At 67.8% G+C, this 12,267-nt stretch carries 11 protein-coding genes and 1 pseudogene; 5 read left to right on the top strand and 7 right to left on the bottom strand.

The window, feature by feature from the left end; genetic code table 11:
• The first annotated feature begins 58 nt into the window (after positions 1 to 58).
• Positions 59 to 1,714, top strand: coding sequence for a glucose-6-phosphate isomerase (gene pgi, locus B141_RS0117695; protein WP_020576515.1), 1,656 nt, complete (start codon positions 59 to 61; stop codon positions 1,712 to 1,714).
• Between the two features lie 6 nt (positions 1,715 to 1,720).
• On the top strand, positions 1,721 to 2,488 hold the full coding sequence (locus tag B141_RS0117690; protein WP_020576514.1) for a CDP-alcohol phosphatidyltransferase family protein: 768 nt from the start codon (positions 1,721 to 1,723) through the stop codon (positions 2,486 to 2,488).
• A 370-nt stretch (positions 2,489 to 2,858) separates the two neighbouring features.
• On the opposite strand, the gene ppgK is transcribed toward B141_RS0117690, so the two are convergent.
• From ppgK to B141_RS49380, 3 genes are all read right to left on the bottom strand, one after another.
• A complete protein-coding gene (gene ppgK, locus B141_RS0117685) occupies positions 2,859 to 3,611 on the bottom strand; it encodes a polyphosphate--glucose phosphotransferase (protein WP_040421681.1) in 753 nt (250 codons plus the stop codon).
• A gap of 151 nt (positions 3,612 to 3,762) precedes the next feature.
• Positions 3,763 to 4,593 (bottom strand): phytanoyl-CoA dioxygenase family protein, encoded by an 831-nt coding sequence (locus tag B141_RS0117680; protein ID WP_020576512.1) that lies wholly within the window; start codon positions 4,591 to 4,593, stop codon positions 3,763 to 3,765.
• A gap of 200 nt (positions 4,594 to 4,793) precedes the next feature.
• Positions 4,794 to 5,615, bottom strand: a complete 822-nt coding sequence (locus B141_RS49380) for a helix-turn-helix transcriptional regulator (RefSeq protein WP_020576511.1) — start codon at positions 5,613 to 5,615, stop codon at positions 4,794 to 4,796.
• A gap of 73 nt (positions 5,616 to 5,688) precedes the next feature.
• On the opposite strand from B141_RS49380, the gene B141_RS0117670 reads away from it, so the two are divergent.
• Positions 5,689 to 6,459: a phytanoyl-CoA dioxygenase family protein gene (locus B141_RS0117670; protein ID WP_040421679.1), complete on the top strand. Its 771-nt coding sequence runs from the start codon at positions 5,689 to 5,691 to the stop codon at positions 6,457 to 6,459.
• A 6-nt stretch (positions 6,460 to 6,465) separates the two neighbouring features.
• Here the strand turns inward: B141_RS0117670 and B141_RS41280 are convergent, their stop codons facing one another.
• Entirely contained in the window at positions 6,466 to 6,690 is a 225-nt protein-coding gene (locus B141_RS41280) for a ribbon-helix-helix protein, CopG family (protein ID WP_020576509.1), read from the bottom strand.
• 245 nt (positions 6,691 to 6,935) lie between these two features.
• Entirely contained in the window at positions 6,936 to 7,325 is a 390-nt protein-coding gene (locus B141_RS0117660; RefSeq protein ID WP_020576508.1) for a tetratricopeptide repeat protein, read from the bottom strand.
• Positions 7,326 to 7,437: 112 nt separating this feature from the next.
• Here B141_RS0117660 and B141_RS0117655 point away from each other — a divergent pair, with 112 nt between their 5' ends.
• Positions 7,438 to 8,175 (top strand): DUF1345 domain-containing protein, encoded by a 738-nt coding sequence (locus B141_RS0117655; RefSeq protein ID WP_020576507.1) that lies wholly within the window; start codon positions 7,438 to 7,440, stop codon positions 8,173 to 8,175.
• A 1-nt stretch (position 8,176) separates the two neighbouring features.
• On the opposite strand, the gene B141_RS0117650 is transcribed toward B141_RS0117655, so the two are convergent.
• Entirely contained in the window at positions 8,177 to 9,991 is a 1,815-nt protein-coding gene (locus B141_RS0117650) for an ABC transporter ATP-binding protein (protein ID WP_020576506.1), read from the bottom strand.
• Positions 9,988 to 11,799: an ABC transporter ATP-binding protein gene (locus tag B141_RS41275; RefSeq protein ID WP_157181085.1), complete on the bottom strand. Its 1,812-nt coding sequence runs from the start codon at positions 11,797 to 11,799 to the stop codon at positions 9,988 to 9,990. The genes B141_RS0117650 and B141_RS41275 overlap by 4 nt, the downstream gene beginning before the upstream one ends.
• A 268-nt stretch (positions 11,800 to 12,067) precedes the next feature.
• Here B141_RS41275 and B141_RS48685 point away from each other — a divergent pair.
• A pseudogene (locus tag B141_RS48685) lies at positions 12,068 to 12,267 on the top strand (IS630 family transposase); the annotation flags it as partial.

Raw genomic sequence — 12,267 nt, 5'->3', positions numbered from 1 at the left:
GCCGATCGCCGTTGCGGTCGGAGGACTCCTCGACCGACCGACGACCAGGAGCGATCTGATGTCTGAGACCCCGCGACCTGACCGCGCCCGACTCGACCACCTGCCACAGTGGGGTGCATTGAGGGAGCACCGGACGCGGCTCGGTGACGTACACCTGCGCGACTTGTTCGCCACCGATCCCGGGCGCGCCGAGCGGTACTCCGTCCAGGTGGGCGACCTCTACATCGACTTCTCCAAGAACCTGGTCACGGACGAGACCCTGCGGCTCCTCCAGGACCTGGCCGCCGCCCGCGACGTCTCCGACCTGCGGGACGCGATGTTCCGCGGCGACAAGATCAACGTCACCGAGGGCCGGGCCGTCCTGCACACCGCGCTCCGCGCCCCGCGAGACGCGCAGATCGAGGTGGACGGGGAGAACGTCGTACCCGAGGTGCACTCCGTCCTCGACCGGATGGCCGCCTTCGCCGCGCAGGTGCGGTCGGGCGCGTGGACCGGATACACGGGGCGGCCGATCAGGACCGTCGTCAACATCGGGATCGGGGGCTCCGACCTCGGGCCGGCGATGGCGTACGACGCGCTCCGGGCGTTCACCGAGCGGTCGCTCACGGTCCGCTTCGTCTCCAACGTCGACGGCGCCGACCTCCACGAGGCGGTCCGCGACCTCGACCCGGCCGAAACACTGTTCATCGTTTCGTCCAAGACCTTCACCACCATCGAGACCATCACGAACGCGACCTCGGCCCGGCGCTGGCTGGTAGCGGGTCTTGGTGACGAGGCGGCGGTGGCCAAGCACTTCGTCGCGGTTTCCACGAACGCCGCGGAGGTGGCGGCGTTCGGTATCGACACCGCGAACATGTTCGAGTTCTGGGACTGGGTGGGCGGCCGGTATTCGTACGACTCAGCCATCGGTCTCTCGTTGATGATCGCCCTTGGCCCAGAGGGCTTCCGCGAGATGCTGGCCGGATTCCGGCTGGTCGACGAGCACTTCAAGAGCGCGCCGCCGGAGAGGAACGCGCCGATGCTGCTGGGGCTGCTCGGCGTTTGGTACAACAACTTCCACGACGCGCAGACGCACGCGGTGCTCCCCTACAGCCACTACCTCGGGCGCTTCACGGCCTACCTCCAGCAGCTGGACATGGAGTCCGACGGCAAGTCGGTCGACCGCGAGGGACACCCGGTCGACTGGCAGACCGGACCGGTGGTGTGGGGCACGCCAGGCACCAACGGGCAGCACGCCTACTACCAGCTGATTCACCAGGGCACCAAGCTCATCCCGGCCGACCTGATCGGCTTCGCGCGACCGGTCGCCGAACTCCGTGAACTCGCTGACCAGCATGATCTTCTGATCGCGAACCTCTTCGCCCAGGGGCAGGCGCTCGCGTTCGGCAAGACAGCGGAGGAGGTCGCCGCCGAGGGGGTGCCCGCGGAGCAGGTGCCCCACCGTACGTTCCGCGGCAACCGTCCCACCACGACGATCCTCGCCAGCGAGCTCAGTCCGTCCGTGCTCGGCCAACTGGTCGCGCTCTACGAACACAAGGTCTTCGTCCAGGGCGCGATCTGGAACATCGACTCCTTCGACCAGTGGGGGGTCGAACTCGGCAAGGTCCTGGCCAAGCGGCTCGAACCCCGGCTGACCGGGCCGTCCGACACCACCGGGCTCGACACCTCCACCGCCGCCCTGGTCGAGCGCTACCGCGCGCTGCGCGGGCGCTGATTCGGCATGGTCGCTGCACCTTCATTGGCCGAGGTGCGTGCGGTCTGCCAACCGCGCGCGAAGCTGCGAAGCCGCAACGGTGAGCACTGGGCGGGTCGCCTGTACATGCGCCGCCTCTCCCTGCACGCCACCCGGCAGCTCGTACGTACTCCCGTCTCACCGAACACCCTGACCTGGACCATGGTCGTCTGCGGTGTGGGCGCCGGTGCCGCCCTGCTGATCCCTGGCCTGCCGGGGGCCATCCTGGCGGCAGTGTTGTTCCAACTCTTCCTGCTCTTCGACTGCGTGGACGGTGAGGTCGCACGGTGGAAGCGCCGGTACAGCGCGACCGGAATCTATGTGGATCGGCTCGGCGCATATCTTGCCGATGCGGCGCTCATGGTGGGCGCGGGTCTTCGGGCGGCTCAGGGCGCGTCGGGCGGATGGATCTCGGTCGGCCTGGCGGCAGCTCTGGGAGTCGTGCTGCTGAAGGCGTCGACCGACCTCGTCGATGTGGCCCGCGCCCGCCACGGGATGCCGCTCGCTGACGATGAGGCGACCAGACCGCGCTCGCGCGGCATCGCCGCTGCCAGGCGGCTTGCGTCAGCCCTCAAGATTCATCGCCTCACGAACGGCATCGAGGCGTCCCTGGCGCTGCTGGCAGCCGCTGTCGTCGACGCTGTTATCGGGAGCGGCGATCCCACCCGGTTCACCGTTGCCGCCATCGCCACAGTCACCTGGGTCATGGTTGCGGCCCATCTCGGGTCGATTCTGTCCTCGTCCCGCCTCCGGTGAAGTGAGACATGAGGCTGTGCCTTCAGAGGCCTATTCAAAACTCGTGGCCTCTGACTTGGCAGCGGCGAGCCGCCAGAACCCGGACCGTTGATCAACTTCGCCGAGGTGGCGGGCCATGATCGTGAAGGATTTTCGTCGATATATGACCAGAATCCTTCACGATCCTTGGTCGGGTTCGAGTGTCGCTCACCATGCGAGATCGGCCACCGACGTACCGGGGGCCTGTTCAAAAACCCGTCGCGCCGGGCAGCTGGCTGAGCGGCGGTCGGCGAGCCTGACATCGCCGGGTTTGGGTCGCCATTTGACGGAAACCCTTCACCATCCTCGGCTACGTGTGCGCGCCACCCGCCTTTTCCACTCGGCCGGACCCTCACGGCGCGAGCAGCGCGGCTCCAACAATGCCCGCATCGTTGTGCAACTGCGCGGGAACGACTTCGGTCCGGAGCGTCAGATGTGGCAGGAACTTCTCGGATTTCTTGCTGACACCCCCGCCGATGACGATCAGCTGCGGCCACAGCAATCGCTCGACGAGTTCAAGATAGCTCTGGAGCCGATGCGCATAATGTTTCCACGACAGGTTCTCGCGTTCCCTCACAGATTCCGCGGCCCATTCTTCGGCGTCCATGTGATGGAGCGGCAGATGGCCCAATTCCGTGTTGGGCACCAGCGTGCCATCCACGAACACCGCGCTGCCGATACCAGTTCCCAGGGTGAGCATCACGACGACGCCGGCCCGGTCCCGACCGGCGCCGTACTTCATCTCCGCGATCCCGGCCGCGTCGGCATCGTTCACCACGCCAACGGCGCGTCCCGTCGCCTTGGTGAAGAGGTCGACCGCGTTCACACCGATCCATCCCCGATCGATGTTCGCCGCGGTCTCCACCACACCATCGCGTACGACACCGGGAATCGTCACACCGAGCGGGCCGTCAACACCGACTTGCTCCCACACCTGCGCGACGACCTCCGCCACCGCATCGGGGGTCGCAGGAGTCGGCGTGAGCAGCCGGACTCTCGTGGCGGCGAAGGTACCGGCGTTCAGGGCCACCGGTGCGCCCTTGATGCCCGAACCCCCGATGTCGATCCCGATCGCCACCTCGGGAGCGGCTTTCGCGTCGCTCATCACAGCCGCCTCACGCTTCTCACCGGGCGCGTCCCACACCCGCACGCACCCGGACAGGTCCTTCGAACCTCCACATTTGCCCAGTGTGCTCCGCTTCAGCAGAGTCCATCAGCCAGGATCCAGAAGGACCTAAGGCCTGCGGTCGCCGGCGTCAGGCACCCTCGTCAGGGCTGTGCTCGCGAAGCCAGGCGCGCAAGGGTACGTCGTCATCCGAGGGCGAGTAGTGGCCGTTGGCGTTGACGCCGTGCCCGAGCAACTGCCGGCGGATCGGTTCGCTGCTCGCCCACAGATCCCGCACGGTCATGTCGTCCTTCGTACGGATCCAGCGGTAGCCGTAGCCGTAGAAAAGCACCTTACGAGTCACGTCCGACCAGTTCGGGCTCGCGGCGTGCCAGAGCCGACGGTCGAAGAGGACGGCCGTTCCAGGCTTGGCGAGGACCGGAACGGCGTTCGCCGGCTGCCCGTGGCCGCCCGGCACCTCGATCCTGTCCTGGAGGTGGCTTCCCGGAACGACCCAGAAGTTGCCGCGACCCTCCTTGCTCGTGTCGGAGAGGAAGTAGGCGACCTTGATCGACAGCCGCGGACGCGGGCTGGAGTCGATGTCGAAATTGACCCGCCCCGAATCCTGGTGCCAGCCGAAGGTCGCGTCAGAACGCTCCTGACCCGACGACGGTGTGACGATCAGATGTCCGTGATAGAGGGAGATGTTCCAGCCGAGAATTCCCCACACCTTGGGCAGGATCCGCGGATAGTCGACGAGATCGGTGAACGCCTGGTGTTGAGGAATGAAGTTCGGATAGAACATCGCCTTGTCGGGTGCCTGACCAGCGGCGAGTTCGCGTTTGTGCAGCTCGTCGGTGGCGGCGGTGAGTTCCTCCAGATGCTCAGGCGACAAGGCGTTCTCGACATAGAGCAGGCCCTGCTCGTCGAACGTCGCGCGTTCCTGGTCGGTGAGGCGGTGCTGAAGACACGACGGGTCCATCACACAACTCCTTCTGAGGCGAAGGTGACCTGGCATACGTTTGGCATACGTATGCAGCATTGCCGAACAACGGCGGATACGGCTCCCGCTGTCCCCATCCGGCAAGCCGCACCGCCGGGAGACGTCAGGCATCGGCCAGTGTCCGGCCGGCACGGCGGCCCTGCGGTGACCCGGCAGCCCTTCAGAGGTCGCGCGACCTCTCATCCGAGCCGGCGGTACTCACTCGGCGCGACGCCATAGCGCGCCTTGAACCGCCGCGACAGGTGGAACTCGTCGCTGAAGCCGAAGCGCCGCGCGATCTCCCGGAGGGTCATGTCGGTGAGTTTCAGCATGCTCGCGGCCGCCGCGAGGCGTGCCTCGTTGCGGTGGGCTGCCGGCGGCCGGCCGATCTCGGCGGCGAAGCGGCGCCGGAAGGTCGCGTACGACAGGCCGACCGAAGCTGCCACGTCGTTCATGTCGAGCTCGACCGCGGTGTCGTCGGCCAGTATCCGCGCCGCGGTGGCGATGGCGGTGGAGGGCTCCCCTGAGCCGTCGTTGTCCCGCGCGGCCTCGAGCAACCAGCCGGCGAGCGCCAGGAGGCGGTGTTCGGCATCGACGACACCCGCGGTCGACGTCCGCACGATCGCGCGCAACGCCTCGACCGAAGGCTCCGGGCGCGGCGTCCGCGGACCGTCCCGGCGACTCCCCTCCCGGCGAGCCGACCCCGACCGTGGCAGGAGCAGATCGAACAACGGGCCGTTGAAAACAACGAAGGTCTCGGTCCAGGGCCGCCCACCCGGCGTGCCGTACCAATGCCGGACCCGCGGCGGGATGAGGATCACGGTCCCTGGGGCGACGGCGCAGGTGTGGCCGTCAGCGTGCCGGTAGCTGCCGTTTCCCGCGCTGACGTACGACAGGACCCAGTCGTCCATCGTGCGGTACGGCGACGACACCCGGGGTGGCTCGTCCACGACCTCGCCGGCGAAGGAAATCCAACCGAGCCGCGTCCGGGCGCCGCTGGTGCCCGTGAACGTGAAGCCCATGTGCGCAGAACATACATGGACCCGCCATCTCGACCATGGTCGTTCCGCGCCGCCGCTTCGTACCGTCAAGGCCATGACGACACCCACCGGACTGGCGGACCTCATCACGCCCGAGATGCGAAAGCAGTACACCGAAGAGGGATACTTCATCCTCGAACGCGTCCTGCCAGAGGAGCAGCTCGCCCTGCTCAGACGACTCGCGGACTATGCCGTGAAGAAACTCGACGCCGCCATGGACGCCGAAGGCGTCGACCGGATCGGCATCAACCTCCGCGGCAAACGCTATTTCAGCGCATGGGTCCACAAGGACAGGCCCGAACTCCGGACCTTTCTCTTCAGCGACCTGATGGCCGAAATCTGCCGCGCGACAATCGGGCCGGAGGCGTATCTGTTTGTCGAGCAGTACGTCATCAAGGCCGGTGACCCGGACACGAAGTTCGCCTGGCACCAGGATTCTGGATACGTTCACGAGAATCACCCGCCGTACGTCACCTGCTGGATCGCCCTGGATGACGTCAGCGAGGAGAACGGCTCGGTCTATCTTCTGCCGTACTCCCGCTCAGGTATCCGCAGCTACGTCAAACACATCCACAGCGACGAGGGCCACGACGAGGTTTGCTATTTCGGCTCGGACCCGGGTGTGCCCGTCATCGTGCCCGCCGGCTCCATCGCGGTGTTCTCGTCGGTGATGATCCACCGCAGCGGGCCGAATCTCACCGACAAACTGCGCCGGGTGTATCTCGCGCAGTACTCCCCCGAGGTCATCGTGACGCGGGACGGCAGCAAGCCGTGGGCGGCGTTCGAGCCGTTTCTCAAGGACGGCCAGGTGGTGACGACGGACTGAGACGGATCAGACCGCCTGCGGCCCACCGAGTTGGGAGCGCACCCAACGCGTGTGCCAGGTCGCCGTGGTCTTCAACCCTGCCGTGAGCAGGCGGCGGATGGCTTCGGCGCGGCTGATGTCCTGCACTTCGGCGTAATCGTCGATGATCTCGAGCTGGTCGCTCGGGATCCGAACCTGGATCGTCGGCCCGACCTCGGGCCGTCCCCGACTGCGGCAGTCGTCATCAACCATGGCGTTCATCCTGACCGTGGGATTCCGTGGTGTCGAAACTGTACGAGGCGGTAACCCCATTTATCAACTTCGGAAATGCGTGTTTTCGCTACGCACGGTGACATCGGCGGCCTGGCGAGCGTCAAGAGGGCTGCGCCCGAAATCCACACAGTTGGCCGGACTCGGACCCGCCGGCCGGTCCCGGGGCCCGGCAATGAGAACAGCCGGGCCCCGACGCCACCTGAGTCGCCCCGACTCCACCTGGGTCAGGGCGTGGGGACGTCCGGCCGAGACATCCTCGCGGTCAGCGACTCAAGGCGCTGCTGGTACTCCGGTCGGGGCGCCATCGCCACCGCCAGGCGGTACTGCGCCAGCGCGGGTGCGTACTGGCTCATCCGCTCGAATGTACGACCCAGGACGAACCTCGCGTAGTCGTCGCTCGGGTCCAACTCGAGGACCCGCTCGAACGCGCCCTGCGCGCGGCGAAGTTGAGCCGACGCGAAGTACGCGCGGCCCAGCAACAGGTGTACGGCGACCACGTCCGGCAACTCGTCGCGGACGGGTGCCAGCGTCTCCAACGCCGCCAAGGGCGCCTTGTCAGCCAGATACTCCTCCGCCAGCCGGAAACGGTCCGCGACGCGCGGATCCATGCTCATTCCCGCCTCCCTTCCACGCGGTTGTGAACGGACGCAGCCTCCAACCACCAGGCGAGGTCGGGTGTTCCCGGGCCTGGAGAACGGACCTGGCCTGGGCGCCCACAATGGACGCATGACGGACGACGATGCCGCCGCCGAGGGGCGCCAGGAGCCGCCCCGACGGGACCACGGCAACGACGGCGGCGGCCGGCCGCTGCCAGCGTGGCGGCGGCCGACGGGTGGCGAGCACCGCTATCCGGCCGCTTTCGCCGTCCTGGTGGCCGTCGCTCTGCAGCTCTCGGTCCCCGCCCATCTCGCGCTGCACCCGCGGTGGGTGTTGCCGGCCGTCGAACTCGCCCTGGTCGGTGTCCTCGCGATCGCCAACCCCGGCCGGATCAACCGCGAGTCCTCCCGGCTTCGCGCACTTGGTCTCGCGCTCGTCGCGGCGGCGAGCCTCGCGACCGCCTGGTCGGCCGGTCTCCTGGCCTGGAGCATCGTGACCGGTCACGGCGCGCCGAGCGCGGTCGGGCTCATCATCAACGGCGGCGCCATCTGGCTGACGAACGTGATCGTGTTCGCGCTGTGGTACTGGGAACTCGACAGTGGCGGGCCCGCTGCCCGGGCGAACGCGCGGCGAGCCCATCCGGACTTCCTCTTCCCCCAGATGGGAATGCCGCACCTGACCCACCATGACTGGGAGCCGCGCTTCATCGACTACCTCTACCTGGCCTTCACCAACTCCACGGCGTTCAGCCCGACCGATGTCATGCCGCTGTCGCGGTGGGCGAAGCTCACGATGATGTCCCAGGCAGCGGTGTCCTTCCTGGTGGTCCTGCTCGTCATCGCCCGCGCGGTCAACGCCCTGCGATGAGTCAGCGGTAGGCCGCGGCTTGTAGCTCGAAGAGTTCGGCGTACGTGCCTCCCCGCGCGATCAGCTCCTCGTGCGTGCCGGCCTCTCGGATCTGGCCGCCGTCGAGGACGAGGATGAGATCGGCCATGCGTACGGTCGAGAAGCGGTGGGTCACGAGCAGGGTGATCCCGCCGTTCTGGCCGGTCTCACGAGCGGCCGCCGCGAATCCCTCGAAGAGTTCGTACTCCGCCTGTGCGTCCAGCGCGGCGGTGGGCTCGTCCAGGACCAGCAGCAGCGGGCGTTCCCGCATCCGCGCCCTGGCAAGTGCGAGGCGTTGCCACTGCCCGCCGGACAGGTCGACGCCGCCCTCCCAACCGGCGCCGAGCTGGGTCTCGAGGCCGCTCGGAAGGCTCTCGACGACCTCGACCGCGCCACCTCGTTTGGCCGCTGCGCGTACGGCGCCGTCGTCGTCGAGGTCGCGGGACTCGCCGAGCCCGATGGATTCTCCGGCCCGAAACTCCAATTTCAGGAAGTCCTGGAACGCCGCACTGCTGCCCTGCCGCCACTGCTGGAGGTCGATGTCAGCCAGGTCGGCGTCATCGGCCAGGATCCGTCCGGACGTGGGTTCGTAGTAGCGCAAGAGCAGCTTGACAAGCGACGTCTTGCCGGCGCCGTTCTCCCCCACGAGGGCCACCACCGAGCCGGCCGGCAGGTCGATGGACACGTCGTCGAGCACCATCGGCTGGGTGCCGGGATAGCGGAACGACAGGCCCTCAAGCCGGATACCACGGGACAGCCGCGCGGGGGCCGGCCTGGCCGCGCCGCTGGGTCGCTGTGCCTTTTCGTACGCCGTCAACCAGTCCATCCGGATCGCGACCGTGGAGATGCCGGCGAGGAACTTCGCGGCGCCAACCAAACCGGCGAAGAAGCCCTGCGCCTGCCCCGCCAGTACCACCGTCAAGGCGACGTCGCCGGCGGTGAGCTCGCCGCGCAGTGCCCGGCGGAGGACCAGCAGGACCGCGCCGAAGTAGCCCACCGCGAAGATCAGGTTGCCCGTCCAGCCGAGCATCGTGGAGCGGACCAGCGCCCGGCCGCGCACTCGGTCGATCCTCGCCGCCTGCTGTCGCCGGCGTTCCCGCAACTCCGTGCCGAGCCCGAACAACCGCGCCTCCCGCGCCACCGGCAGGTCACCGACCATCCCCACGAAGCGGTGCACCAGGCGTTCGGATTCCGCGGTCGCTTCGGAGGCACGCCGGGTCAGGCGGTTGGAGATGCCGGCAGCCACGAACGACGGAAGCGCGAACAGCGGCAGGAGCAGCAGCAACGGTGTCTGTGCGGCCAGCAACGCGCACACCACGACGACCTGGCAGATGTGGGCAAGCATGTTGAGGGCCGCGAGCAGCCCAGCGCCGAGGTTGCCGGACTGCTCGCGGAGTTGCTGGACCTCATCGAGGTAGTCTGACCGCTCGTAGTGTTCGATGCCGGGCAGGCGTACCAACATCTCGGCCAGCCGCCGCTCCACCAGAGCGTTGACCTTCTTCTCCAGGGTGTAGCTGAGGTAGACCTCGAGCTTGAGCGAGGCCGTTGCCGCCAGCGCCGCCAGCCCGGCGAACACCCCGGCCCACACCGCTGCGGTCGTACGTCCCTCACCGGCGGCGTCGACCAGGAGCTTCGTCGCGACCGCACCAGCGGCCGGCGCGAGGAAGTAGGTCGGCATCGCCACGCACAACAACACCGAGCCGAGCGGATCGGCCCGGAAGGACAGCGACACCATCAGCCAGAACGCGCGCAGGGTGAGGGGACGCTTCTTGGTCGGGCTCTTCGTCGACGTCGTCATACCGCGAACCTCTCCGCCTGCAACGTGAACATCCGCGCGTACTGGCCCTCGGAGGCGAGGAGTTGCTCGTGGCTGCCGGACTCGACCACCTGCCCGTCCGCGAGTACGCAGATCCGGTCTGCCTGCCGGACGGTCGAGAACCGATGCGAGATCACGATCGTGGTTATCTGGTCGAGCGGATCGGCGGTTAGGTCGCCGGAGTTGCCGGAATCTCGAAAGCCGTGCAGGAGAAGGGAGTTCAGCTCGGCCTCGGCGCGGACGTCGAGGTTGGCGGCGGGTTCGTCGAGGATCAGCAGGCCCGCTCCGGACGTTCCGGCGAGCAATGCCCGACCGAGCGCGACGCGTTGCCACTCACCACCGGACAGGTCGGTGCCTTCGCTGAACTCCCTGCTGAGCAGGGTGTCCCAGCCGGCCGGCAGCTTCGTCAAGAACTCGTTGACACCTGCCCGACGGCCCGCCACTTCGATGCTCTCCTGCGACGCACCCAGGCTACCGAAGCCGATGTTGTCGTACGCACTCACCGGAAAGCGGGCGAAGTCCTGGAAGATCGCCGCGACCTTTCGCTGCCAGCCGTTCTGGTCAAGCGTCGCCAGGTCAACTCCGTCGACCGTGATCCGACCACCGGTCGGGGCGTAGAACCCACACAGCAGCTTCACCAGCGTGGTCTTTCCGGCGCCGTTCAGTCCGACGATGGCAAGCGACGAACCATCGGGGATGTCCAGGTCGAGCCCCCGCAACACGTCCTTGTCAGAACCCGGGTAACGGAAGCTGACGTTCTCCAGCCGGATCATCGACAGGGAGCCGTCAGACGACGGCACCGGCTTTCCAGCCGCCGTCGCCGGCTCGGTGTCGGGCCGCCCTTCCAGGGTCGTTTCCAAGTCCAGCAGGGCCTTCACGGGTCGGGTGGTCAGCGCCAGGTTGATGACCGCCTGACCACCGGGCCCGAACTGCGCCAACGGAGCGAGGAGCGCCTGCGCGATCACCGTCGCCCCCGCCAGGCCGATCGCGCCGCCTGAACCAGTTTGGTACGCAAGCCAGGCGAAGCCGCCGCCCACGACGGCCGCGAACGCCACCACCGAGGCGACGAGCGGCGGGTCGAGCCGGGCGATGTTGCGCAGATCCAGGGCCAGCACCCGCATCAGGCGTTCCTGCCAGCGGTCGAGCACCCACGGCGCGAACCCGAAGAGGCGGACCTCCTTCGCGCTGCCCGCCGAAACCGCGGCATCGCGTTCGTACTCCATCCGGCGGAACTCCGCGTCGCCGCTGGCCTCGACGAGCCCGAGGATCATGACGAGGCTGTGCCGCACAACGGCGTACAGAGCCCAGCCGGCACTCACCGCCAGCAGCACACCCAACCACCACTGCAGCCAGATCGCGGCGGCAAAGGCCAGGCCAAGGCCCAGGATTCCCGCCGTCAGGCTCCGCACCGCCGCGGGCACCTTCGCCGGGCGCCACCAGCCGGTACCCAGACCGTCGGCGACGCCCGCCGCGAGGTCGCGGATGCGGGCGTCCTCCAGATGCCCGATGCCGGGAGGGGCCAGCAACAGGGCCATCGCGCGGTCGTCCAGGCGGTGGTTCAGCTTCTGGCCGAGCCGCCACTCCACCACCTCGGCAAGCGCCGTGAGCCCCTGCTGGGCAACATAGGTCGCGGCCACCACGGCGAGACTGACCGCCCACGCCCCGTCGCCGTCCGCCACGGCCGCGGGAAGCTGCCCGACGAACCTCGCCACCGCCAGCATGAACGCCAGACCGAGCACCGGCTGCGCCACCGCCAGGAACCCGAGCACCAGCGTGAGGGGCAGGCTCACTGCCGGCAACATGCGGATGGTCGCCAATACCAGCGATCGGTTCACTCCGCTCCCCCTTTGAGGTCACCGTGAGAGATCGCGTGCGGGGCGGGCGAGTTTAGGGGGAGGTAACGAGACCACACCAGTCCACGAGCCGCGCGGTGTAGGCATACCTACGCGGGTGACGACGCCGACTAGTGTCCCGCGCCTTTAATTCGTTATCTAATTGTTTGCGTGTTCGGGTGTTCTTGTCGTCGGGCGCGCTGTGATCTGTTGCCATGATTGGCGCATGGGGAAACGTGGACGGCCGAAGGCTGAGCTGGTGTTGACCGATGAGGAGCGGGCGACGTTGCAGGGGTGGGTTCGCCGCCGGAAGACCTCGCAGCAGTTGGCGTTGCGGTCGCGGATCGTGCTGGCGTGCGCGTCGGGTTTGGACAACAGCCAGGTCGCCGACCAGCTCGGGGTGTCACGGCCGATGGTGGGTAAGTG

The organism is Actinopolymorpha alba DSM 45243, assembly GCF_000373925.1.
In the GTDB taxonomy this organism is placed as follows: Bacteria; Actinomycetota; Actinomycetes; order Propionibacteriales; family Actinopolymorphaceae; genus Actinopolymorpha; species Actinopolymorpha alba.
This window is presented reverse-complemented; position numbering and strand designations above follow the sequence as displayed.